18 protein-coding genes are annotated in these 26,451 nt (G+C 41.3%); 11 read left to right on the plus strand and 7 right to left on the minus strand.

The window, feature by feature from the left end; translation table 11 throughout:
• The first annotated feature begins 152 nt into the window (after positions 1–152).
• Positions 153–959: an alpha/beta hydrolase gene (locus M23134_RS38130; protein ID WP_082226568.1), complete on the plus strand. Its 807-nt coding sequence runs from the start codon at positions 153–155 to the stop codon at positions 957–959.
• A 510-nt stretch (positions 960–1,469) separates the two neighbouring features.
• Here the strand turns inward: M23134_RS38130 and M23134_RS38135 are convergent.
• Positions 1,470–2,348 (minus strand): leucine-rich repeat domain-containing protein, encoded by an 879-nt coding sequence (locus M23134_RS38135; protein WP_002697213.1) that lies wholly within the window; start codon positions 2,346–2,348, stop codon positions 1,470–1,472.
• A gap of 64 nt (positions 2,349–2,412) precedes the next feature.
• Positions 2,413–3,426, minus strand: coding sequence for a PP2C family protein-serine/threonine phosphatase (locus M23134_RS14165; RefSeq protein WP_002697214.1), 1,014 nt, complete (start codon positions 3,424–3,426; stop codon positions 2,413–2,415).
• A gap of 715 nt (positions 3,427–4,141) precedes the next feature.
• On the opposite strand from M23134_RS14165, the gene gltB reads away from it, so the two are divergent.
• A complete protein-coding gene (gene gltB, locus M23134_RS14170; RefSeq protein ID WP_002697216.1) occupies positions 4,142–8,599 on the plus strand; it encodes a glutamate synthase large subunit in 4,458 nt (1,485 codons plus the stop codon).
• Between the two features lie 250 nt (positions 8,600–8,849).
• Here gltB and M23134_RS14175 read toward each other — a convergent pair whose 3' ends face one another.
• A complete protein-coding gene (locus tag M23134_RS14175; RefSeq protein WP_002697217.1) occupies positions 8,850–9,362 on the minus strand; it encodes a DUF2911 domain-containing protein in 513 nt (170 codons plus the stop codon).
• Positions 9,363–10,792: 1,430 nt separating this feature from the next.
• On the opposite strand from M23134_RS14175, the gene rpoN reads away from it, so the two are divergent.
• The 7 genes from rpoN (at position 10,793) to M23134_RS14210 (ending at position 17,027) form a co-directional block, all read left to right on the plus strand.
• A complete protein-coding gene (gene rpoN, locus M23134_RS14180; protein WP_002697219.1) occupies positions 10,793–12,271 on the plus strand; it encodes an RNA polymerase factor sigma-54 in 1,479 nt (492 codons plus the stop codon).
• A gap of 205 nt (positions 12,272–12,476) precedes the next feature.
• Entirely contained in the window at positions 12,477–13,139 is a 663-nt protein-coding gene (locus tag M23134_RS14185) for a phosphatase PAP2 family protein (RefSeq protein WP_002697220.1), read from the plus strand.
• Positions 13,140–13,175: 36 nt separating this feature from the next.
• A complete protein-coding gene (locus M23134_RS14190) occupies positions 13,176–13,976 on the plus strand; it encodes an enoyl-CoA hydratase/isomerase family protein (RefSeq protein ID WP_002697221.1) in 801 nt (266 codons plus the stop codon).
• A gap of 601 nt (positions 13,977–14,577) precedes the next feature.
• A complete protein-coding gene (locus tag M23134_RS14195; RefSeq protein WP_002697222.1) occupies positions 14,578–14,940 on the plus strand; it encodes a TetR/AcrR family transcriptional regulator in 363 nt (120 codons plus the stop codon).
• 11 nt (positions 14,941–14,951) lie between these two features.
• Complete coding sequence (locus tag M23134_RS14200) at positions 14,952–15,149, plus strand: hypothetical protein (protein ID WP_002697224.1); 198 nt, start codon at positions 14,952–14,954, stop codon at positions 15,147–15,149.
• 97 nt (positions 15,150–15,246) lie between these two features.
• Positions 15,247–16,086 (plus strand): SDR family oxidoreductase, encoded by an 840-nt coding sequence (locus tag M23134_RS14205; RefSeq protein WP_002697226.1) that lies wholly within the window; start codon positions 15,247–15,249, stop codon positions 16,084–16,086.
• 101 nt (positions 16,087–16,187) lie between these two features.
• Entirely contained in the window at positions 16,188–17,027 is an 840-nt protein-coding gene (locus tag M23134_RS14210) for an SDR family oxidoreductase (protein WP_002697228.1), read from the plus strand.
• 202 nt (positions 17,028–17,229) lie between these two features.
• Here M23134_RS14210 and M23134_RS14215 read toward each other — a convergent pair whose 3' ends face one another.
• The 4 genes from M23134_RS14215 to M23134_RS38140 form a co-directional block, all read right to left on the minus strand.
• Positions 17,230–17,427: a grasp-with-spasm system A modified peptide gene (locus M23134_RS14215; protein ID WP_002697231.1), complete on the minus strand. Its 198-nt coding sequence runs from the start codon at positions 17,425–17,427 to the stop codon at positions 17,230–17,232.
• A gap of 403 nt (positions 17,428–17,830) precedes the next feature.
• Positions 17,831–18,535 carry a hypothetical protein gene (locus tag M23134_RS14225; protein ID WP_002697235.1) on the minus strand — a complete coding sequence of 235 codons (705 nt, stop codon included), beginning with the start codon at positions 18,533–18,535 and terminating at the stop codon, positions 17,831–17,833.
• Between the two features lie 24 nt (positions 18,536–18,559).
• Positions 18,560–19,306, minus strand: coding sequence for a hypothetical protein (locus M23134_RS14230; protein ID WP_002697238.1), 747 nt, complete (start codon positions 19,304–19,306; stop codon positions 18,560–18,562).
• A 3-nt stretch (positions 19,307–19,309) separates the two neighbouring features.
• Complete coding sequence (locus tag M23134_RS38140; RefSeq protein WP_002697240.1) at positions 19,310–23,695, minus strand: hypothetical protein; 4,386 nt, start codon at positions 23,693–23,695, stop codon at positions 19,310–19,312.
• A 265-nt stretch (positions 23,696–23,960) separates the two neighbouring features.
• Here M23134_RS38140 and M23134_RS14240 point away from each other — a divergent pair, with 265 nt between their 5' ends.
• Both M23134_RS14240 and M23134_RS41150 read left to right on the plus strand, forming a co-directional pair.
• Positions 23,961–25,637: a hypothetical protein gene (locus tag M23134_RS14240; protein ID WP_002697242.1), complete on the plus strand. Its 1,677-nt coding sequence runs from the start codon at positions 23,961–23,963 to the stop codon at positions 25,635–25,637.
• A complete protein-coding gene (locus tag M23134_RS41150) occupies positions 25,546–25,995 on the plus strand; it encodes a hypothetical protein (protein ID WP_157558484.1) in 450 nt (149 codons plus the stop codon). Before M23134_RS14240 ends, M23134_RS41150 begins: the two co-directional genes overlap by 92 nt.
• The last annotated feature ends 456 nt before the right edge of the window (positions 25,996–26,451 follow it).

Genomic DNA, 26,451 nt, shown 5'->3' on the forward strand with positions numbered 1-26,451 from the left:
AAAACGGAGCCATTACACAAAGGTCTTATGACCTGAGTATAATGGTTTTTTTATTTTACAAATATTCCATTAAATCCCCTCGCTTGCCCAGCACAATTTCTCTAAATTATTCTTATATTAGAGCAAGCTATTTCACTTCTAAATAATAACCCATGCGAACAACAACAAACGTGTTATATGTAAAAAGCCCTGATGCTGACCCAAATTTACAGTCTTTGGATATTTATTCGCCCGATGAGACCAACAATGCTCAGCCTACATTACTATGGGTACACGGAGGTGGTTGGATGACAAGTGACAAACAAAAAGAGGTGGCAGATAAAGCAGCTTTTTTTACTCAGTTGGGCTATGTGTTCGTATCGGTCAATTACAGGCTCTCGCCTGATGTGCAACACCCTGCCCACACTCAAGACGTTGCCCAAAGCATTGCCTGGGTGCATCAAAACATTGAAGGGTATGGTGGCAACCCACAACAAATCATATTGATGGGACACTCGGCAGGGGGGCATATAGTAGCACTGTTGGGTACCAATGCCCGGTTTATGCTGGAGTTAGGGCTTGACCCACAAATCATCAGGGGGATACTGGTGGTAGATGGGGTAGGGTTTGATGTGGAATCGCGCATGAGGCGACAACAAAAGAACTTCTCGCGTATGTATACTCAAGCTTTTGGAAGCCACGAAGAAGACTGGACCGATGCTTCGCCAGTGTTGCATGTAGGCACACACACCTATACGCCCCGTTTTCTAATGCTTTGTGCCGACCATAGCAACCAGGCACCAGTCGCTGCACATATTTTTTCTGAAGCCCTCAAAGCGGCCAAAATTCCGGCACAAGTCACTGTCATTTCTAACAAAGACCACGGAACCATTAATACCGATATAGGCAAATACAAAGAAGTAATTAATATGGTCATAGAAGATTTTCTGAAAGAATGTTTTTTAGTTGATAGTCAGTAGCCTCTACAGCCGCAAGCTTTTAGCAACAAGTCCTTAGATACCGATGTATATCGGTGCTTCAAGTTTGACGCTGCTCTACAAGCAACTTACCGATTTATAAAACATTGGTTTTTAATGATTCATAAAATCAGTAGATGGAGGGTTCTATAGCCCTCAAGTCCTTAGATGCCGATATATATCGGTGCTTCAAGTTTGACGCTGCTCTACAAGTAGCTACTGATTTCACCTCAAATTGACTTTTAGGAACGTGATCGCAATAACTGTCCGGTTTAGAACATATCCTCTTTCCTGACTTTCGTTACTTTTATTGTCCGTAGCGCTGCTACGCCCGCAAAAAGTGCCTCAGTCAGCCTTGAGTTTATGACCTCAATCTCGACACTTATTTTGAACATGTTCCTTAACGATTCATTCAATTTGTAGGTAGAAGATAGTACTCTTTTAATCGTGTATGTTTTTTCGTTCTTGTAGCCGAGAGGGGGCTAACCTGTTACCCAATTAAAGTCAAAGCTTTCAAAACTTCTTCCCCAATAAAAAAATCATTACAGTGAGCTTAAACTGAAACAAGCGTTGTGCTTCTTCTATTTGTTCTTGCTCCATCGGGTTATCCTGTATCTCAAGGCATACCAGGTTTTCGGATTGGTACAAATGCTTGGGTACTTGTTCAAACTGGTTTTGAGAAAGGTAAACGGTTTCCAGTTTTTTGAGACGACCAATCTGAGCAGGTAAATCAGTCAAGTGATTACCACTTAGGTTGAGCTCTTTCAATCGTTTCAATTTACCAATAGTTGCGGGTATTTTGGTGAGGCAATTGTTTGCCAGGTTCAGTTTTTCAAGCTTGGTAAGTTGTCCGATCAATGTAGGAAACTCGTGCAATTGATTATTACTTAGATTGAGTTCGGTCAGTTGTTTGCATTTTTTAAAGCTATCAGGCAATTGTGACAATTGATTATCTGCCAGCGACAATTGCTTGAGTTTGCTCAGGTTGCCAAAGTCATCGGGCAATGTAGCCAATCCATTTGCCGAAAGGTCTAGTTGTTCCAGGGCAGTCCAGGCAGCGTCAATCTTTGGTATTTTGTCAAAACTATGCCTGGTAAAAGTAAGTGCTTGCAAGTGAGGCAAGCGAAGCAGTGCTTCGGGGAAACGCTCAAACACATAACGGGGAGGTTGTATATGGTCGCCCTCCAGGTGAAAATCCGTAAGGTCTTGAATAGGTGGGGTAATGCCATGTTGAATGCACAAAGTTTTTTTGTAAAAGTCATTACTCATCAACCCATGCAAAGTTGCTGGAACTCCTTGCCCCTCCATCAGCTGAAAAGCCAGCGTTACATTTGCCTTGTCACTGCTTTGTAGCAGTTGTCTGATCTTTTGGGTGTATTCGATTGCTTGCATTGTATTGTTTATTTAAGCTTCAAGTAACAAGTGGTTAGCGTCAAGTATTTTTGTCAATAATTTGTCACTTTTGCGAAGCCTTCGCTAACAACTTCCTGATTTTTTTATAGACTTCCTGGTCGTTTAACTTAGCTTTACCAAAAGCTTGTAACAAACTTTCTACTGTGACAAGGTCAGGCACTATAGTTAGTTCATCTAACACTTGTAGCCAGCGCAAAGCCTCTTTGGTAGTTGCCTTGAGTAAACTATAGTGGGTGGCTTCAAAAATAGTACAAGTCAAGACAGATATTTGCATATTGGCAGGCAATGTTTGGGTCACACGTTCGATTTTCCATTGATCAAATGCTGTAGCAAAACTCTTAGGTGCATCATTTCGGCGCAAAGCCACCACACTCGCATCGTCCTGATATTGAGGCATATATTGTTTGAAAACTTGCTCGGCACCGTGGGCAAAATTGGTATAACGCCACAGCTGTATCAGGGCAGGGGCGGGCACCACAGGGTAAAACCCATCTGACATCAACCAACAAGCATCACCCGGTAAAAATGGCTGAGTTTGTATGTCAAAGTGTACTACTCCAGCCCCCAATGCCTCAGTAATATAACTACGGCTATAGGTTTGCCCGCCTACTGTTTCCGTTTTTTCTATCGAATCGTCTTGAGTAAGCTGTGTCAGAGTACCTTTGTGCTGAAGGTACAATCGGGAGTCGCCTACCGAAGTAAAATACAACAAAGAAGTCTCTACCTGCCATACTACTGCCACAAAAGTAGCCATCATTCCCTGGCAGGCAGCAGAGGTTTGATGTACTCGTTGGTTGGCGTGGTAGGCAGCCGCTTGCATTCTTGCTTTGATGTTGGTTTGGTCAGGGTTATCGCCAAAATGTGTCAAAAAAGCATCCACTGCAGTAGCCGAAGCCTTATAGTCGCAAGGTTTGCTGCCTACACCATCAGCCAAAACCATCACCGCCAAGGTTTGAGTGGTTTCTTCCCATACTTGGCAACGGCAAGCATCCCCGTTTTTAGCTTTGTTGGCTTTCGCCAAAGAGGTAGTAAAAGTTTGAAATGGAGGTATGTTCATTGAATTACGATTTAGTTATTTATGGGTTAAAAGCCCCGATAGGGGCAAGCTTTAAGCGACAAGTCGCAAGTGTACCCTGTTTAACTATGTTGAGCTCATTCCAGCAAGCTGCTGTCGATTCGGTTCGGTAGCTAAATTTCTTCTATCACGTTGATTTTTAGTGATTTATAAAAATCGTAGTTTTGGAAGTTTTTAAAGTATTGATAAATAATTAAATATTAAAACCGCTGACTTATCTTTAAATAACCAATGCCCATCAAGGTATCAACCTGATAAGCCCAACCCTAACGCACGTTTGCCACCTATAAAACAAGCCCTTATTTAGGTGCTTTTGGGTGTTGGTTTGTTTTTGATTTACCCGCAACCTATTATCAAAAAATGTAAAAAATGCTCAATACTTACCTGTTAAAATATAACACTTTATTGACATTGTTATACTGCTAAACAAAGCATTTATTTTTGCTTAAAATAGTGGCTGTTTTTCTTGGTACTATTTTGTTGTTTTTCTTTTTATTATTGAATAATACAATTTATAATAAATAAAATTATATTCTGTTTGGCTTGTAAAATCAAAATAAAGTATTGTAATATAGCTTGAAAACAAAATGCTTACTTTTAATTGTGCCAATAATTCCTTACATTAAGCTTCCTTTTGATATACCTACCTTTTATATAAATATATCAATAATTACATTACTGATAATACTATTTTATTATGCAATTCTACGATCCAAATTATGAAAAATCATCTTGTGGGGTTGGGTTTATAGCCAGCCGTCATACAAACTATAGTTATGAAATTATACAGCAAACCTTACATGCACTTAAGTGCGAAGAACATCGGGGAGCCTGCAGTGCCGATCAGGTAACAGGTGATGGGGCAGGTGTAATGCTCGACATACCTTTCGAGTTATTAGGTTACGAGCGTCAAACTATAGCCTTGGCTACCTTGTTTGCCCCTCAAAACCGTGAAAGAAGACGCAAATCGCTCCGAATATTTGAAGATACCTTTGCTTTTATGGGAATGAAAGTGTTAGAATACCGCGAAGTTCCTGTAAACCCCGAAGTGCTTGGCGAAGAAGCCCGCAAAGGAATGCCCTACATTATGCATGCCATCCTAGACCGCCCTGCACATTGCCGAACCAACACTTCTTTTGATAAATTACTCTACGTAGCCAAACAATATACCCGTACCAAGCTCCAGCAAAGTGAGGCTTGCGAACTGTTTTTTGCCTCCTTATCGGCAAACACAGTAGTATACAAAGGACTGTGCAAATCAAAAGACCTTGATAGGTTTTACCTCGATTTACAAAACCCTGCTTTCAAGAGCCGCTTTGGCTTGTTTCACCGCAGGTTTAGTACCAATACTACCACCTCTTGGGACAAGGCTCAGCCCTTTCGTCTGATTGGACACAATGGCGAGATCAATACCATTACGGGTAACCGTTCGTGGGCATTGTCCAGAGAAATGACTTTGGGGCTTTTTGAAGGTGAACTGTTAACTCACGAAGGGGTCAGCGATTCGGGCAGCCTCAACGAGATGGTAGAGGCACTTAAGTATCGCAGTAGTATTCCACGTTTGGGAGAGATTTTGGCGATTATGATGCCTCCTGCGCACCACGACAACTCTTTCTATAAATTTTGGAGCAGGGTAATGGAGCCCTGGGATGGTCCAGCGTTGATTACTTACTCAAACGGGCGAAGCCTGGGGGCACGACTTGACCGGAACGGTTTCAGGCCTTGCCGCTGGGCAATGACCAACGATTTCTTTTACCTTTCTTCCGAGGCAGGCTCTTTTCAGATCAAAGAAAAAGACATTTTACAAAAAGGAACCTTACAAGCGGGTACTGGGGTGCATTTTAACCTCAACACGGGCAAAGAAGACTTTACCGACCCTAGCCAAACGCCCGAAAATTTTGACGTACATTTCGATCACCGTACCTTTACACTGCCTTACAGCGACACCGAACAGGAAGCGCCCCAGCATTTGCACAAGAAGCACTTGTTTAATTATACTAAAGAAGACTATTCAAAAATACTGATTCCTATGATCACCGAGGGCAAAGAGCCCATAGGCTCCATGGGAGATACAGCACGTTTGGCGGTTTTTTCAACCGAACCCAGGTCATTTTTTGACTATTTTTGCCATAACTTTGCCCAGGTTACCAATCCACCCCTTGACTACCTTCGGGAACGCTATGTCACTGACTTGAAAACCTATTTGGGGAGACAACCCAATATTTTCGCCAAAAAAGACTTGATCCCTCCTCCAATGGCACTAGAGCTACCCAGCCCTGTATTGAGTCTCAAACAGATGGAATATGTAGAAAGTCTAAATGCGCTCAATACTTCGTCAAAAGTAATTTCGAAGGTGTTTGACATTAGCTTTAAGCGGGAGTATGGAGCGGTAGGTTGCCAAAATCGCTTAGATCAACTCAACAAAGAAGTAAAAAAGGCCATTGTAGAAGACGATGTGTCAGTAGTGATTTTGAGCGACCAAAATGCTGATTATGACCACCCACCTATTCCGGTATTGCTTGCCCTGCGCAGCGTGGTAGAGCACATGCGTCAATCGGGCTTGCGTCTCAAGTTTTCTTTGGTCATTCATTCAGGCGAAATACGTACTACTCATCACGTAGCTACTACTATAGGTATGGGAGCCGCAGCAGTGTGTCCTTACCTTGCCCTAGAGGTGGCACGCTACGAAGACGATAAAAAACTGGCAAAACTGTCGCCTAGTCAAAAAGAACAAAACCTGATCAATGCCTATGAAAACGGTTTGCTGAAGATTATGTCTAAAATGGGCATTTCGGTGGTGCAAAGCTACCAAAGCTCTCAGTTGTTTACCTCCATTGGCGTAAGTTGTCAGATTATTGAACGCTACTTTAGCGGGGTTACTTGTGTGCTCAGTGGCATTGCCCTCAAGGGCATTGTAGACAATGTGTTACGTAATACTGAACAGGCAAAACAAGCCGAAGAAGCCGATAAACTCATCAACAATTATTTGTTTAAAGAACACGCTCGTGGACAGGCAGGCGAAAAACACGCCATGACCAATGTGCGTTCCAAGGTAGTGCATGAGTTGGTACGTAGCGAAGGTAATACTACAACTGACCAAAAACTCTATAATGATTACCTAGAACTGGGGCACAACGACGAGCCAGTACATATTCGTCATTTGTTTCAACTAAAACCAGCCCCCAAAAGAGCCCCAAAAAAAGAGGACAAGAAAGGTGAAGTACAGCCAAAAGAAGACATCATGCGAAAATTTGGTTCTGGAGCCATGTCTTTTGGGGCGTTAAGTGCCGAAGCCCAGCGCGATATATTTTTGGCAATGCGCGAAATAGGCGGCAGGAGTAACAGTGGCGAAGGCGGCGAAAACCCTTATTATTACACCGAAGGCATTTCGGCTACCGCCAAACAAGTGGCTTCGGGTAGGTTTGGAGTCAATGCTTTGTATCTGGTGTCAGGCGATGAGGTACAAATAAAAATAGCCCAAGGAGCCAAACCAGGAGAGGGTGGGCAGTTGATGGGTAAAAAAGTCAATGCAGAAATTGCCTTTGCCCGCCATTCGTCAGAGGGAGTAGACCTGATATCGCCTCCACCTTTGCACGACATTTATAGCATAGAAGACCTCAAACAGCTCATTTATGAGCTCAAGCAACTCAAGCCAGGTATTAAAGTAACCGTAAAACTGGTATCGGGAGCTGGTATAGGCACCGTAGCTGTAGGGGTAGCAAAAGCTGGGGCTGATGTGATTCATGTGTCAGGTGGTGATGGTGGCACGGGAGCCGCCTCGCTCTCGTCTATGAAACACGCTGGCTTGCCCTGGGAGTTTGGCTTGTGGGCAGTACATCAGGCATTGGTGCACAATCAGTTGAGGGGTGGGATAGTGCTCAGAACCGACGGGAGCCTTGCTACAGGCAAAGACGTTGTCATGGCGGCCATTTTAGGCGCTGAAGAGTACGATTTTGGTAAACTGCTGCTTATTGCCCAAGGCTGTGTAATGGCAAGGGTATGCGAAAAAAACACCTGCCCTACAGGCATCGCCACCCACGCCGAGCGGTTCAAAGCAAAGTACAAAGGCACCAAAGAACACATTGTAAAGATGATGCGTTTTATTGCCGAAGATGTACAAAAAGAATTAAAGGCAATCGGGCAGCTGTCGCTGGAAAGCATCATTGGCAACACCGATTTGCTGGGTGCCAACCCCACCCATGCGGGGCTTATCAGAGAGAAAGAACTGGACTTGGGCTTTTTCTTATCAGAGCCCATTCCTTATGATCCAATTACCCAACATTTCGACAGCCCTTTTGTAGACGAAGTAAATGTGCTGAACCAAGAGATGGTAAAAGCCACTCAGGTGAGCTTAAGTCAAAATGTGCCCATTTCACTCAATTATGATATTATGGCGGTAGACCGTGCCGTGCTTGCCACCCTTGCCGGAGCTATAGCCTTACGGCAACACCAAAACATTGGCCATCAATTTACCTCGCAAAAAGCAGACAGTGAAGCTCCCACGCCTTATACCCAACAAATTACTGCTACTTTTACCGGAAGCGCAGGTCAGGGGTTTGGTGTATTTATGGTAGACAACCTGGACGTTACGCTTTATGGCGAAGCCAACGACTCAGTAGCGAAGGGCATGTCAGGCGGTAAAATGGTCATTCGTCCTCACCGAGAAGCCACTTTTGCTGCCGAACATAACGTAATTATTGGCAACTGTGCTTTGTATGGGGCAACCGGAGGTACCCTGTTTGTCAATGGTTTGGCAGGCGATCGTTTTGCCGTGCGTAACAGTGGGGCTCTTGCAGTAGTAGAAGGGGTAGGCTTGCACGCTTGCGAGTATATGACCCAGGGCAAGGTAATAATTTTGGGCACTACCTCTTACAACATTGGTGGAGGAATGACAGGGGGTGAAGTGATTGTGTTTGGGGAAAAAGAAAAGTTTGTCAACCAGGAATACCTACAAAAGTACCCGCTCAACAGCGAAGAGTTAAACGAACTAAAACAAGCCATTGAGCAATACCAGACAGCTACCCATAGCCACCGTGCCAAGGCACTGCTTGCTGGTTGGGATAAAAGCCAATATGCTTTTCAACGGTATTTGCCTATAGGTATGGTAAAAAAACGTAAGGATATACCAGAAGTGGTAGATGTGCCCGTGGCTTAGTAAGTAGCGGCAAACCTTGAGCAAAAAGTCGCAATTTTGAGAATGTGCTCAGTAATGACAATCCCTTTGCAATGAAAGTTGTGAAGGGATTTTTTGGTTATAGATAAGTGTAAAACCAAAAAGACCTGTCCGATAAAATCGAACAGGTCAATACATCTAAATTATATTACACTTATTTACTTAACCCTTTTTCCTTTAATATTATTGAAAGACTTGATTGTCTTTATTTATATCTCTTGATTATGTAATGTTATTTCACTTTAAAAGTCAATACAAGTTTTTCCCAGCGCATTTTTACTTGATTGCCTTCAATCTTAAAAGTCAACCTTTCCTGGTTTGTACTGCTTTTTTGGGAAGTAGCTTTTACTCGCAACGCATCTTTTGCTTTGTTGTAGTCATAAGCGCCCCATTGTTTGGCTTTTTTATTAAAAATAATTGTCCACTCTTTACTTCCCGGAATGGTAAACAATGCATACTTGCCTTTTGCCAAGGTTTTGCCTTGTATTTTTACATCTTTACTTATTTCAAAAGTTGTAGCTTCGTTAGCTCCCGTACGCCATACTTTGTTATAGGCTACTAGCCCTCCCCAAATTTTGCGTCCTTTTACTGCAGGTTGAGAATACTTGATTTCAACTTTTGTACCATTAATGGTGCCTTTGGTTGTGGCAGCGGGGCTTACCCTCTTCATACCTTGGGCATAAACTATAGACAGGTTGGTAATAATCACAACAAGTAGTATAGCAAATCTTTGTAGGTTTTTCATAACAAATGGTTTTGGTTTAAAACACCGCCAAAGATAATTTTTTCAATTACATACTGCTGTTAATTACATGTTAAAGGCCAAAATAACAAAAAAATAACCTGGTAATCAAACTTTCAACCTAAGACCTCTTGAAAAAAGCTTTTTTTAACATAATGGCTTTCAACCCTTTGACGCTGCTTTGTGCCCAGTGTCTGTTACTTTTAGATAGCTGCAGTTCCTTTAAAAACTTAACTTCCAGGCAATATTTACTTCATCATCCTGGGTATTTAGCCACAAAATTTTTTTGTACAAAAAACAAGAAATAGCAAATAATACCTGTGGAACCTCTATTGAGAGTCAAAATGTAGAATTTTCGGCGAATTACAGGTGTAAAAACGCAAAATGGTGTTTTGTCTATGCTTTGTCTATGGGGGTGTCTACGAATTGTCTACGCGTGTTTTCAGTCGTATGTCAAGGCATAGCGTATACTTATACAACAGCCGCTATCAAAATCACCAAGGCTTTTACCAACCAAAGTATTGTTGTATTTGTGGTCCTTCAACCCTAGATCCTTCAACCTTTTTTACTTCTTCTTGGTAAAAGCCTTTTCTTTTCTCATTGCTACCTTTCGGTCAATCGTTTTCCTCTCCTCTCCTCTCCTCTCTTTTCTTTAATTACTTGGCGTGGAAATATTCCTGATGTTATATCAAACAACGCACATAATTTGCTCGTATTTTTGACCTTAAAAAATAACTGGGCTAATAACCCTTATAAGTATTCTAAGGACTGTTTGAGCAAGTGTCTGGTTCATCTGGGTAGGCTCATTGAGAACGTGGTAGGTAACGACACTACCTCAAAGAAATGGCCTAGGTGCCAAAAAACAACTTTTGCCCCAACTTGGCAGCCTCCAGTTAAGAATAATGACCAATTTTTCTTCAAACTTTCCATATTTTTACACCCTTTTCCCTTTTTTTACGTCTGGAAAGTATCTTGGTGTCAATATTACTACAAACAACACTTTTGCCCAGGCTTTTATACTAACAAGAGAAGGGACAACAACTCAAAAAATATAGCTATTTATTGATTGTTTTATGTTGTGATGCTTGAGTGCTTGTTCTAGGTATAAAATATTTTCATAAAGGGATATCTATCAGGAAAGCTTTGCTTATTTTGTCAGTAAAATGATCAAACTACCTGACAAAAAGTGAGTTTTTGTGTTCAATAGATATGTAAATAAAAAGTTAGATTAACAGTGAATTTGTTCTGAGCTGTTGAACTCATCTGCTAAATTATTTTGCGAATATTGTTTTAAGTTTTGGATTAATAACTTATTTTAGCAAAAAAATCACCTTTCTAGCAATAATTATACCAGCAGTAAATTTTCTGGTACGGTTTTTACACAGTACTAGAATAACTTTGACACCTTTAAAAATTAACAGGAGATTTCACTTATGCTAAAACAAAACCTAAGCACATCACTCGTACAGAAACTGTCTCCACAGCAGATTCAGTTTATCAAGTTGCTACAGATTCCTACTGCTGAGCTTCATACCCGCATCGAAGAAGAATTAGAGATTAACCCCATACTGGAAGAAGGAAGAGAAGAAAAAGAGAAAGAAAAAGATGAAATGTCTAATTCTGACAGCTCAGACAACGACGATGAGGACTATGACGAGCAGCCAGAAGTAGACATGGAGGAAGAAATCAGCATAGAAGACTACCTCCACGAAGAAGAAATGAACGGCTATAAAATGTATGGCGATGGCGCTTCACGCGAAGAAGATAAAGAAATACCTTTGCCCATGAGTACTACCCTCAACGACAGCCTCCTGATTCAATTAGGCTTTTTGGGACTCGACGAGCGTCAAAAAACCATTGCCCAGCAACTCATCGGAAGCATAGATGGCGATGGCTACATTCGCCGGGCTATTGAAGCGATTGTAAACGACCTGGCTTTTTCGCAAAATGTAGAAACCACCGAAGAAGAAATAGAGCAAATACTCAACAAGGTTCAATATTTTGATCCTCCGGGCATTGCCGCCCGCGACTTGCAAGAGTGTTTGATGATTCAGCTTAAGCGCCGCGATGACGACGGAGAAGTAAGCGAAGCCGCGATGAAAATTGTAGAAAACTGTTTTGAGGAGTTTACCAAAAAACATTACGATAAAATAAAGAAAAAGCTGGATGCCAGCGACGAAATACTCAAAAAAGCAGTAGATACCATTACCAAGCTCAACCCCAAACCCGGTGGAGAGTCTGGCAGTTCTTTTGCCCAACGGCAATACATCATTCCTGATTTTATTCTTGCCAACAATAACAGTAAACTGGAGCTTTCGCTCAACTCGCGCAATGCACCTGAGCTACGCATTAACCAAACCTACGCCGAAATGCTGGATACCTACAGCAAGAGCGACAAAAAAGACAAGAAAATAAAAGAAACGGTGACTTTTGTAAAGCAAAAGTTAGACGCAGCTAAGTGGTTTATAGACGCTATTAAGCAACGTCAGCAAACTTTGCTCAGAACAATGAACGCCATCATAGAGTATCAATATGAATTTTTCCTGGAAGGTGATGAGAGCAAATTCCGCCCAATGATTTTGAAAGATATTGCTGATAAAATCAGCATGGATATTTCTACCATATCAAGGGTGGCCAACAGCAAGTCTATCCAAACCGACTTTGGAATTTATCCACTTAAATATTTCTTCTCTGAGGGCATTTCTACCAAAACAGGCGAAGACGTAAGTAGCCGTGAGGTAAAACATGTATTGAAAGAATTAGTAAACTCTGAAAATAAGAAAAAACCTCTTTCTGATGATAAGCTGGAAAAGTTACTCAAAGAAAAAGGCTATAAAATTGCCCGACGTACTGTGGCAAAATACCGCGAGCAATTAGGAATTCCTGTAGCTCGTCTACGAAAAAAGTTGTAATCTTGTAATCAAATAACTTATTTTGTTTGTTACTAGGTAACCGCTCAAAAGCAAGCCTACTTATTTTGACCCAAAACCTGATGCCCAGGAATTGAGTAATAGATAGTTGTACGCTGGTGGTTGCTCAAAATAAAAACAAGTTGGTGTGATTTCAAGAAAACAAATATTCCCCTATAATTCGCAAAAAGATATAAACAGCCAGCGAATGGCTTACTTCATATCGCTGGTCTTACATCCTTTATTGTTGCCTTCTATACTGTTGGCAGTGTTGTTTTATTTTACTTCTCCTACAGTAGCTCCAGTGAGCCACTCGCTCAAGCTTCCTTTTTTGGGCATTATCTTTATCATGACTTTTGTATTTCCAATGTGCACTGCCGCCATATGGTTGTTGTCGCGCCAAATACAAACCCCCCAACCCAAATACCAAACCGAAGACGAATCTTTGGAAACCTATCCAGAGGTAAACCTGCACATGCAGAACCGCCAAGACCGACGCTGGGTATTTGTATTCACCAGTTTGATCTATGTAATAGCTACAGTACTGTTTGAAATAAAAGCGCAAAACCCTTTCATCACTCTAGTGTTGGCAAGCGTCACCCTCTCTTTGCTTTTACTTACTCTTATCACTTTTTTTTGGAAGATAAGCGCCCATAGTGTGGGTATGAGTGGTATACTAGGCATATTGCTTGGCTTTAATTATCGTCTGGGCGAAAGTGCGTTGTTTTACCCTATCTTGATTGCCACTATATTGGTGGGGTTGGTTATGACAGCTCGCCTTTACCTTGATGCACACAGCCCTGCACAGGTAGCCGCTGGTTTTTTCATGGGCTTTGTAGTAAACTTTATCACTGTACTGGTACTTTTGTAGTCTTTGCCAAAATTTCCACCCTTAAAAATATTTTGAATGAACACCGAAAAAACTGCCGATTACCAGTGTATTTTATATCAGGTAACCGACAACACCTGCACCATTACCCTCAATCGTCCGAAGGTATACAACGCACTTAACAACCAACTATCTGCCGAATTGGTGCAAGCCCTTAAGGTAGCTGCCAATGATACCAACGTAAGGGTAGTTGTACTTACTGGCGCGGGCAAAGGGTTTTGTACCGGGCACGACCTCAAAGCACCCGAAAACATGCAAGGAAGGGCACCTTCTGAGATCATTAACCAAAATTATAAGCCCATTATAGAAGCATTGCGTCACCTTGCCAAACCCGTGATTTGTCGTTTGAACGGAGTGGCAGCAGGGGCAGGTTGTTCGTTGGCGCTTGCCTGCGATATGATCATTGCCAGCGAAGACGCAAGTCTGGTGCAGATATTTGTAAATATAGGGTTAGTAATGGACGCTGGGGCATCTTATTTCTTGTCACAACTTTTGCCCCGAAACAAGGCTTTCGAACTTGCTGCCAAAGGCACACCGCTTACTGCTGTAGAAGCTGAGCAGTGGGGGATTGTAAACCGGGTAGCGCCTGCTGAAGCCCTAGACGAAGTGCTGGCTGAAGAACTGGCTTATTTTGCCCAGGCACCTACCAAGGCTATAGGTATGATGAAGCGTTTACTCAACCAAGCGTACCAATCAGACTTACCCCACATGATAGAGATGGAAGCCACCTACCAAGACCATGCCTCTAAAACTAAAGACCATACCGAAGGCATTATGTCTTTTATTCAAAAGCGTAAAGCAAACTTTAAAGGCAAGTAGCTATGCCTGCTTATTCTTTCAAGCTAAACTCCACTGTACTTTTGCACTTTGCGTGTTCATTATTTGCCTGAAATCGATTCGGTAACTTCTTGAATGTTGCAAGAGATGTATTACGCTTGCATAAGGGCTATTTTTATCGAAAAATAGTCGAAAATTACTTTTTCTGATAGATTTATGTAGTTGATAGTCAATAGCTTGATAAAAAAATATCGAAAAAATAAAAAAAATAACTCCACTGTGGCATATTTCTTTAGTATATGAGTCCAAGTATAAATTAGTAGACGTAAGCAAAGATATGTAATGATCTTATGCAGGTTATTTTTGCAAGACTCAAGCTTATGGGTACATAAGGTAAACAGAGAGAGTAAGCCATACTGACCCTATAGGAAGAAATCTCTCATAAAACTTTTTCCCTGGCAATTGTACTACTTGTACGGTGGCTAACTCATAAGCTTTGGAGGATTGTTAATCTTATCAAAATTACACTACCCAAATGGTTGTTTCGCTCGCGAAACCTGTCTGTTTGGGTTTTTTTGCGCTTGTTTATGAATAAATATTCATTTTACTTGTATAGTGAATAAATGTTCACTATCATTGCATCGTGAGAGTTAAAGATGAGCGAAAAATAGAGGTGATTTATGAAGCGACACTCCACTTAATTCAGGAAGTGGGCATTGCTGGTATTACGGTAGCCAAGATTGCTAAGGAAGCTAAATTGGCTACTGGAACAGTGTATATTTATTTTAAAAATAAAGAAGAACTCATCAATCAACTTTATCTTCATCTAAAAAAACAAACTACCGAAAACCTGTTTGTAGGCTTTGACCCTACCGAACCCATCAAGGTGTGCATGAAAAAGCTATTTGTCAATGCGTTGAAAAACAAAATGGCAAGCTTCAAAGAAGGGGTGTTTATGGAGCAATATTACCACTCGCCTTATATTAGCCAGGAGCAAAACAAATAGGGCAGACCAAAATGTTGCCCATCATTGAACTAATGGAAAGAGGCAAGCAGGAATTGTTGATCAAACCCATAGAAAATGAAGTGTTGCTGGGTTTAATGGCAGGTTTTGTGCGCCAATTGGCACAGGCACACGTAGTGCAAAAATTTGAAATGACCCCAGAACGAATAGAACATTCTTTTCAAGTAATATGGGATGCTATGAAGGCATAAGTTGAGTAAAAAGCTTGAAAATCAGTCGTGGAATATTTTTTTACTTAATAGATGAATAATTATTCATTTTAATAAACTCTAAAACCAAACAAATCAGATGAAAACAGTACTAATCACCGGAAGCTCTTCAGGAATAGGCAAAGCAGCCGTTCAGTTTTTTCAGTCTAAAGGCTGGCAGGTGGCGGCTACAATGCGTAGACCAGAGCGAGAAACCGATTTAAACCAATTAGACAATGTAAAATTATATGAGTTGGATGTCACCAACAATGAGTTGGTAAAAGCAGCCATTGACCAAGCCATTCAAGACTTTGGCGGTATAGATGTAGTGATTAATAACGCGGGTTATGGCTTGGCAGGACCTTTTGAAACCGCCTCAGAAGCTCAAATAGAACGACAGTTTGACACCAACTTGTTTGGTGTAATGCGAGTTACCCGCGAAGTATTGCCTCACTTTAGGGCACGCAAAGCAGGTATGTTTATCAATATTACTTCTATTGGTGGCTTAATTACTTTGCCTTATTTTTCGTTGTACCACGGTACTAAATGGGCTTTGGAGGGCTTTACCGAATCGCTCAGATTTGAGTTAGACCCTTTCAATATCAAGGTACGCTTGGTAGAACCTGGTGGGGTAAATACTGATTTTGCCAGCCGTTCGCTTGCAATGACTACCACCGATACCGACATAGAGGCATACAACGAGCACTTAGAAAAAATATTTGCGGCGTATACCGACGAAAACCGCGCTTTACAACGTTCGGCACCTGCCCAAATTGCTGAGGTAATTTATGAAGCAGCCACCAGTGAAAGTGACCAAATGAAGTATGTAGCAGGCGAAGATGCCAAACAACTTTGGCAAGCTCGTCAAAGCATGACATTGGAAGACTTTCATGGAATGATCAAAACCAATTTTGGTTTGAACGAAAATGTAGAGGCATAAAACCTTTGGGGTGCTATTAAGCTGCTACCAGTTGGTGGGCAAAGTACCCTGTTTTTTTAATTACTTAATGAATATTTATTCACTTTAAAAATACTTAACAGATGAAAACAGTACTCATCACCGGAAGTTCTTCAGGAATAGGCAAAGCAGCCGTTCAGTTTTTTCAGTCAAAAGGTTGGCAAGTAGCAGGCACGATGCGCCGTCCTGAAAACGAAAATGAGTTAAACCAGTTAGACAACGTGAAGCTATACGCCCTGGATGTGACTAACAACGAATCGGTAAAAACTGCCATCAACCAAACCATTCAAGACTTTGGCGGTATAGACGTAGTGGTTAACAATGCAGGTTATGGTTTGGCGGGTCCCTTTGAAACCGCTACCGAAGAGCAAATAGCGCGTCAATACGATACCAACTTGTTTGGTGTAATGCGGGTTACCCGCGAAATATTGCCTCATTTTAGAGCGCGCAAAGCAGGTATGTTTGTTAATATTACTTCTATTGGCGGTTTGATTGCCCTGCCTTTCAATTCTTTGTACCACGGTACTAAGTGGGCGTTGGAAGGTTTCACCGAATCGCTTAGGTTTGAGCTTGAGCCTTTCAATATCAAGGTACGTTTGGTAGAGCCAGGTGGGGTCAAAACAGATTTTGCCGGGCGTTCGTTGGTAATGACCAATACCGATACAGACATTAAAGACTACGATGAGACTTTACAAAAGGCTTTTGCTGCCTTTATGGATCCAAGCCGGGGTGAGCACTACTCTGAACCAGCCCAAATTGCTGAGGTAATTTATGAAGCAGCCACTAGTGAAAGCGACCAAATGAAGTATGTAGCTGGTGAAGACGCCAAACAACTTTGGCAGGCACGTCAAAGCATGACGTTAGAAGACTTTCATGGAATGCTTGACGCTGACTTTGGTTTGGGCAAAAGTGTAGAAGTATAAACCTAAGCATTATAATTTTAGAGAAGCGTGTAAGGTAGGGGAGAATCCTTGCTTTATACGCTTTATTTTGTTTTTTCAGCATAGTTGCTAATAGGCAGTGCTACCCTTATGGGGATTGTGGATATAATAATTAAACTTTTTAGAACCAAGCAGCAGTATGCTACGATGAGCACACTGACTGCCTGAGGTTACTTACCACATATTAGCAAGAATCACCATTTTGAATACACTCAAGTCTTGGGTCAATTCCGTCGTGACTGTCGGTAACTTCTATAAGGCGACAAGTAAGCGGAATTCTCTGCCCACCCTTGATGTGTTGTTGGTGTGCACTGTTTAGTTTTTCTCCGTCGAACAATTCACTGTTTAATTTGCTCAACTTTGTTTTACGGTTAACTTTCATAATGAAAATTGGTTTTTAGTAATGGTTAAAAAATAAAGTATCCATTTGGAGATAGAAATTTGCTGCTGAGGTAAGCCACCTTTTTGCGTTCGTAGTACTTGCATCCGAACTTGATTCGGAGCAGCACTATGGGCAATAAAAACTCACCGTCCCGGCGGAACTGCCAGGGTAACAAAGCATCAGTAGTAAAGATCATGCCCTCAATTGAAAGCTTACAATCCCGATTCATCGGGAGGTATTTTTCATCCATTACTTAGTTAAAAAATGAGATTTAAAATGACTCAAACAATTGTTTAAATCAATACTCAAAAGTACTCGTGTAGCCGAGAGCAAACCGTAATTAGGGAGTAGACCTGTATTATATAAGCCTAAAATGTGGTTTGTGGGGGGCAAACCTTAGTGCTTATGCCAACCGCCAACCTTGTTTTAATAACTCCTGAACAGGGACATTGACTATGTTTGCTTGAGTTGAATCGTTAAAATCATAAATGCTCCAGTAAAATGATATGTCCAACTCGATTTCACTATACTGTTTAGATACCATCACTTCTACGGGAGCATACAACGAAAAAGGGGAAATGGCACCTGTAACCCATACTTGGTCATTCTTATGCTCTATTGGGCACTGGTAAATGTGTGCACGTTCTTTTACTGATATAGTCTCGTTTTTTGACTGATGCTGAGCAGGCAAAATGCAACGATTGGTTCTAAAGATCATTTGACTTACTCCCACAGATGACCCGTTTTGGGGTAGGTTGGCGTTACAGGCATTGGTTACCCAATCAATAGCCTTGGGGTAAGTAATGGTGGCTGTTTTTGTGATTGTTTCATTGATCCAATAGGCCTCTGCTTTTACATTTTCTGCCAAGTGGGTTTGTTTAAACATCCAAAAAGGCGCCTGAGGTGCATCTTCTGTTACTTCTGAATCAAACTCAGGATCAAAGTAAGCCAACCGTAAGTCGATTTTGAGTGGTTCAAAAAAAGTCAGCTTAAACACCGCTTCCAACATTTTTTTGGCAAAATCTATTTGTTTTACTTGGTCAGCATCTTCAGGAAACTGATACTTCAAACGAATAGATTGGTAAGGGTTTTCATAGATATGAATCATCTGTTGCACAAATTAAAGCTACTTTTATGTTGATGAGCCAATAAAAGGTACCGTAGATAATTTTAACTGCCAACCATTATTCTTAAGTTGATTTACCCTCTCTTCAATTAACTTTGCCCCAGGCATCTGCTTTTCTGTCCAGCATGACCACAATAAATAAATGGTTAAAGTTAAGCTATTGCCTCCATCATTTTCAAGCACCAGACTTGCAGGTGATTGTAAAATGTAGGAATCCATCGGAGCATTTACAAAAGTACCTTTATTAGTTGTTTTAGTAGGGTATTCAAACACCTTATTACCTGTTTGAAGCATCAGTGGCAGGTTCGGGTTCCAATCAGGAAGTAAGGTACGCAAAGACCGGAAAGAAATGTCTTGCCAGAAAACCTGGGCATGTTCAGAAGATGCATTGGGTGTTTTTTGAGTAATATAGTGTATAGCATCGAATACTTCAGCAGTGCTCAAGCAATCGACCTCTTTCAATTGTTGCTTGGTATAAAATGGCTTACAAACTACTTGCTCAGGAGTATGGCTGGTTTTAAGCATCCAAGTGGCAAATTCTTCGGGCAAATCTTCTACGGGATACCACAACTCGTGATCAAATAAACCGAGTGTGATATCTGCACAGAAAAACTCAAAATTATTCTTTGTAACCGTCTCAATAGCGTCTAAACCTATGTTGGTTACCTCTTCAAGAGATTGCATAGTGGTGGGCAAAACATATTCCATAGAAATCTGTTTACCCGGAAAATCATACGTTTGAATGGTGTTCATTTTTTATCTAATTCTAACCCAGTTAGCGCCTGTTTTTTCGTAAATAGCCAGTACATTGTTGGCTCGGTCTAAAAAGTTTATTTTATCTAGGTGTTGAATATTCAATATACCAGAGATTTGGTTTGTGAAATCATCAAAGATGTTGGTAGTTCTAAGTATATCACCTGTGTCAGGCCTTACAATTTGTACTGTACCATCTGCTAACCTAGTTACATTGGTTCTTCCATTAGTCGTCCCTATCTCTAGTGCCATCTGAATTGTTACTTCACGAGTTCCAGCGATTGGAATTCCTATTGATTGTCGTGTAGCTGCTTTATCAGCACCATGGCGAACTGCTACTTTTAGTTCTTTATCCTTGGCACTTTTTATTAATTTAGTAATTTTTGTAATCTCTGTACCCCTTACCATTGTGCCTGCTGCATTAGATGATGCTAAGTCAAATTGTGGTGCAGGGTTAGTTGTTCCTGGGTAAGTAGGGGCGTGTTGTTCCATACCTAGGTGAACTGTCTCACCAGCGTATTCGCCTGACATTCGTCTTGCTTCTTTTAATTCTATCAAAGCATCTTCAAGAGCAACTAAGTCTTTGTTGGCGTTAAAAGTTATCCAATCATCTAAACCGCTTACTTTTCCTGAGTTTTGTAATGATATTGCATTTTCTAACTCTGGCAGAATATTAAACTGGGCTAAATTAGCCAATGTGGAGTTACTCAACCCTCCCGTTAGGGCATTAGCTGGTCCTGAAGCTCGTAAAACTGTTGCCAACCTGTCCAAACGATGAGCATCTGCCCCCAGTGCAATCAAAGCTTCTACACGAGCGCCACTTCCGTAGCTGGTTAATAAACGCTCTACCTTAGCCGTATCTCTGCCTGCTGCGGCAAGCACTCTTTCCAGTTGAGCCGCATCTACTACCTTGTCCAAACACCTGAGCAAGCGGTCTGCATTGGTAAACTCCCTCAACAAGCTGGTCAAGTGTTTGGTATCTTTCACCTTGTTGAGCAACAACGAAAGCTTTTGCGCATCGCTTATTTCATAGAGTAGCTTAAACAATGCTTCAGGGTCACTGGCTTTGTTGAGCAAGGTAACCAATTGGTTAAGGTCTGTTGTTCTGTCCAGCATCTGCAACAGCTTTTCGCTGTCTGCCACCTTGTCAAACAATGCCAGCAAAGCCTCTGTATCTTGTACCTTGTTGAGCAAATAAGGAAGTTTTTCGGCGTTACTTACTTTATCCAATAAGGCAGTGAGTGTTTTCACATTGTCTACTTTGCCCAGTAAATACGACAATCTTTGAGCATTACCGGCTTTTTCCAAAAGTTCAAGAAGTACTGCGGTGTTTTTTGTTTTTGATAGTAATGACAGCGCCTGTTGCCCGTCATTGACCCGGTCTAACACCACCAAAAGATTTTCAATGCTGTCTGCCTTTCTTATCAGGCGCAAAGCAGTGTTTACATCGCCTACCCTGTCGGTTACTTGTCCAAACTTACCCAGCCATTGAAACCATTTGGCTGCCTTCACTGCTGGGGCAAAGTCTATAGCGATCAGTACTATGTCAAACAAAGCCTTGCCAAACAACTTACCTCTTTCATAAGCTGATAGTCCCTCGGTAGTAAATGCCAAATATAAAGAGTAAACAGCACTGGCTCCACCAAATATTAACCCTATTACCAACAACGCCTTGCCTACCACTACTAAAACCGTAACCAATGCGACTAAAAACGCTCCTCCAGTTACAATAGTAAGCACCACCGCAGCAATAATAATAAGCACCACTGCCACCGCCACGATGATCCAAAACAAGGCAGTTTGCATAAACGCCCAAATTGCTTTCAAAGCATCCCAGGCAGCTTCAAAAAAGCCCACAATCATTCCCCAAACGCCCTCAAAAAACGAGAGTACCGCATCGGCAAGCCAAGAGAAGAACCCCTGAAGCAATTCACCATCATTGCGTTGTTGTCCTTTGCCTACCTCACTTTCCAAATCCCTGATAAACTCTCGTATGGCATCGTCTTGTTTGTCCAATGCCTTGGTCACTTTGGTAGCTATTTGCTGGGCATAATCGTTCACTTCGGCAGACCATTTGGTTTCGGCTTCTTTGATTGATTGCTGATGCTCGCTGGTAAGTGCAATTACAATCTCGTTTAATCTTGTGTCATGTTTTTTGGTCAGTTCGGTGCTTTGGGTTTGCACCTCCTGGGTTATTTTGTTGGTTTCTTGGGTATATTTTGTGGTCAAATCCAGGAGCTTTGCCTCCTGAGCTGTTACCTGAGTCGTGGCCTCTTTTTGCGTTTGTGTAGCAGCTTCGCCTATGCCTGTGGTTACACCGCCCGAATAATCGTCCATTTTTTGGGCAAACTGCTGTACTTTGTTGTTTACCTCAGTTTCTAGCTCACCAAAGATAGGACTGTACCCACTGGCAATATCAAATTTTGCAACAAATGTATCTATTTCTGCTATTTGTTGTCTGGTTTGTTCATCCAACGTTTGCAGCGCAATACCAATGGCCTCATCTATTTGAGCAATGGCCCCTTGGGCTACCTGGTGTAACAAAGGTACTTGTTCAGCCTCACTGCTCTTTAGTTGAGCCAACATTCCCTCAGCTATTTCATCTAGCCGCGCAAAAGCTTTGTTTGCCATGTCCTGCAAGTTTTGCTTGGCGCCTGTATCTTCTTTAGTGATCTGGGCAATGGTTTCTTGATGAGATTTGTCAAATTCAGGCAACATCTCCATGGCTTCATTCCTGAATTTATCAGCTGCTTCTTTTGCATCCCTGCGAGCAATAGAGGTTATTTCACTGCCAGAGGTTTGTAACTCTTGCTGTAGCTTACTTATGTTTTCCAGAAAACCCGCAATCTCATCTTGGCTACCACCTTCTTTTTGAATGATTTTAACTTTGAGTCTTGCCAAACTACTTAAGCGGTTTTTATTTTTCTGGGTAATGTTCAAGGCTCTTTGCGCCTCTTTTTCTCCTATAGCCAACACCTCTTGTGCTTTATTTTCGGCAGTTTGGGTAAGCTTATTTTTATTTTCAGTTGTTTTGGTTGCCAACTCCTCCAGTCGGACAGAGGTTTGACTGGTGATTAAAGCAATTTTTTCGTCCCGGTCTTTAGTTATTTCAGCCTTACGTATTTGAGTATCTTCTTGTACTTGTTGGGTTGCTTTGGCATAGTTGGCACTCATCCTTTGAGTTTGCCCATCAACACCAGCTTGAATAGCTTGTCTGGCTGCAGCGCCCTTGTTTAGCAGGTCTTGCTTACGTTTTTCTTGCGATGTTTGAATGTGTGTTTTTTGCTGACTTACAACTGCCTTAAATTTAATATAGGCTTCTGAGGCTACTACTGGTTCGCTTTTATTTTGGTTGTCAGGTTTCTCTCCTTGCCCCCCATTGTTTGTCTGCACAACACCAGTGCCTTGTTTAGTATCTTTTGAAGGCTTTTGGGTCTTCTTTTTCTTGGTCTTCTTTTTTTGTCCGGTGGTTTCTTTAGAGGTCTTTTCTGAAGAAGGTGTGGTTGGTGTGTTTTCCTGAGTAGTATCGCCTGATACAGTAGAAGGGTCAGTAGTTAAAGGAGGGGAATCGTTGGGGCTTTTTTCTCCATTGGGTGCCTCTTTCAATGAAGGAACAGAAGTTTTTGTTTCCTTGTTGGACGTTTTACCCATCTTTTTCCCTTCACCACTTTTGGGTTGTTCTTTTTCTTTAGACTTGCTTTTTTCTAAGGTAGGCGATTTCGTTTTAGAAGAGGCACCAGAAGATAAAGGGTTGCTTACAGGAGTAACCTCTCCTACTTCTTTTTGAATCTCAGTTCCTTTGTCATCTGCCTCTTTTTCCAGCGATGGGTCATCATTGATGTTTACTGTCTTGACACCATCTACAGGGTTTTTAGTTGTCTTGGTAGTTTTTACCCTATGTTGTTTTTTCTGAACCTCATGCCATACTTCATGGGCAAGGTGGTGTTTTTTGCCGGGGGCGGTATGTACTTCTCCTCCGGTAGAAATGGCTTCTGCATTGTATTCCTCAGGTTTGGGCGAATTTTCAAAATATTTGACATCATCCAGTTTTACGCCCCCTTTCTTTTCAGCAGAGCTTTTGATAGGTTCAGGTAGACTTTGATTACTTGTTTTTTGTGAGCCTTTGGAGGCTCTTTGTATGGGGCGGTGCTTTGCCCGAATGGGTGGCTTTTTGCCTTGTGGCGATTGATAGCTAGATTGTTGACTTTGTTTGGTTGGAATAGGACCTTTCTCTCCATGGGTTGCCGGAGGAGGAGGCTTTAATCCTTCTTTACTTTGATAAGCCTGAGGATTTTTAAGCTGTGTTGGCTGCTTTTTGTCAACCTGAGCTTTCTGTTGAACTGTATTTTCCTGTTGATTAGTTGGGTCGTTGTGGTCTTGTTTGTGCATAGGTTTTGCAAGTTTTCTGATCACCTGTTTAAGCAGTCAAGTTAGATAAAATAAATCTTCATTAAAAAGAAAAACCACCTGTTTTTCAACTGCTTTTTTTAGTGACCTGCAAAAGTACCTAAAGATAACCTACAAAAGTGGTTTGGTTTCACGAAAGGTAAGTTTGAGTTTATGAATGGTAAAATTATGCTTGGGTTATGCAACTTTTCGGCAGAAATGCCTACTTTTCAGAGAATAATGGGGTCTTAATCGAACTATCTTACTTATGAATAAATCCTTACTCTTACTCATTTTGTCGGTGAGTTTGCTGGCAAGCAAGGCTTTTGCCCAAAATGCTTTTTATGATGCTTTGTATCTTGCCCAAAACGAAAAAAACATTGCTTTACTCAATCAGTATAAAAACGTGGTATACTTTACGCCACAAGAGCTACAGCAGGTCAATTTAGTCACTAACTTTATTAAAAAACCCTTTAGTCTTTATCAGCACAAACTCAACGTTGCTGTGCTAAAGGTGGTCATGAAAAAACTGGCTACTTCGTCTAAGGCTGAGCGCCCCCAAACAGTAGATGGGTCATTGCCTGTAATAGGTTCACTCATTCCTTCATCGTTCAAAAAGTTTAGTAACTTTTCCGGAACCAAAAACGCTGACTTTTATCAAGGCATTAGCAAATACATTGCAGCTGAATTTAAAAAAGGTGTCACCTTGTCGTTTTTTAATGCTTTCGAAAAAAGCTTAAGCAAAATAGGTGAGTTACAGATTTTGTTTCCTACTACCTATCAAGCACTCAAAAACCGCGATCCGTTTCGTTTTCCGGCGTTGGGTACCCAATGGAAAGAAGTCTTTCACCAAGATTTGCAAAACATTGTCAAAAACTTTGTGCAATATGTAGAAACTCCTCATAGTGAGGCAGCTTCTAAAGCCTTGTTTTTGACCAGTGACTTTGCCTTTAAACTCCAGAAAAACCCCCAATACCAACACCTTAAATTGGGCGATGACATTGCCTCTAAACTTATCAATAAGTTTCATCCGGTAGACTTGATGAACTACCTGGACATGAAGTATTTTCAGAACCCTGATGGCAACCACCAAAAAGTAGGCACCTTGTTGCACAAACTCAACGTATTGCAAACCAATCTACGCGATACCACAGGCAATACCTGGATCAATTTTGAGCAGTTTAATCGACTTGGTGCAGCACAAATGGGTATTTTTGTAGGCTTATTATATCAAACTTCACCCCAGGTTTTTGCCGATATGAAAGCCAAAGTTTCAGTAAATAATGAGGCACACCCTACCAAATGCAAGCGGTACTTGCTCAATAACATTTTACCAGTATACGAAGAGCTGATTCAAATACAAGAGTTTGAAAAAAGCAAAGGCAAAAGTTTGTACGACCAGGAGTATGGCAACTATATGCAACACTTTGCCAACTTGTTGCAAACCGCTGACCGTAAGTTAATGACACATTCGGTGCTTAACCCTGCGGCTCCTGATGGTAAGGGACTAACGGCAAATGGGGTGGCAGGCAGCGAAAGTATTTTGCAAAAAACTTTGGATGTATACAAGTCTATCCACCAGAAAGAGTACAACAACCTTATTCCTAATTTGAGCAAAATTTTGTTACAAATGCTCAACCAATCTGAGCAAAATACCTCTTATGCAAAAATGCTTTCCAAGCTTGATCGGTATGGCAGCTTTATGATTGGGGTAGTCAACGCCAAAGATGTAAACCAAATGCGTGACCTGATCGGGCGAGTCATTGCTACCTCTAGTAGTTACCTTAAAAAACGTACTGCTTTGCGCACGATGTCAGTTACTTGCCCATGCGGGTTATTATGCCAGTGGCGAATTGTTAGAAAAAACCGATACCTGGGGACTCAATACCGGGCTTACCATCCCATTAGGGTTAGAGTACACCATTGGGTTTACCTCAAGCCGTAAACCAAGACAAGCAAGCAAAGATTATTTTACCAAAAACAATCGCCAACGGTTTTATCGTGGTAGCTCGTTGGGAGTATTTCTGCAAATCATAGACTTAGGAGCAATGATGAACTACCGTTTGTTTGATGACCAAACCCAAACCTTACCCGATGACCTGACCTTTAAACAATTGCTGGCGCCAGGGGCTTCTATCAATTATGGACTCAAAAATACCCCACTTACTATAGGAGCAGGTTACCAATATATGCCACAAATAAGAAGAGTTAAAAAAAACGCAGAATTGAGCAATGCACATAGGATATTTTTGCGTGTGTCATGGGACTTGCCACTCCTACATATTTGGGCTAAACGCCCTTGATATGTTAGGGTTATTGGAATGTTATCAAAATATTGTTTTAAAAAAACGTGAATTAAGGCTTAAAACTTTCACGGTAGCATTTCTTTGTAAAGAAAAATAGTAGGCTTAAAAAAGTGCGAAAGGCCATCATTTATGACTGCTCAAGAGCAACGCCAAAGCGAGTGTTTTTTGATAAGTGCATCAATAGGTGTAACTTTGTTTTAAAGTTAAAGCTAATTGCCAAAGTCTTAAGACCTAATAATTCTATAATTGTTAGGTCTTTCCTCTTAATAGTATTGTATTTTTAATCAAAATCATACTATACCAATCGTTATTACCAGATTAACTTTAACCCTGATGAGGCTCTACTTATATTCTAATACAGCTGCTAATAAGCTGACAAAGAACAGATAGCATATATTAAAATATCATACAGGGCTTTCTGCCACCTTTAACGGCATTGTTGCGATAACAGTG

This window comes from Microscilla marina ATCC 23134, from assembly GCF_000169175.1.
Taxonomy (GTDB): Bacteria; Bacteroidota; Bacteroidia; order Cytophagales; family Microscillaceae; genus Microscilla; species Microscilla marina.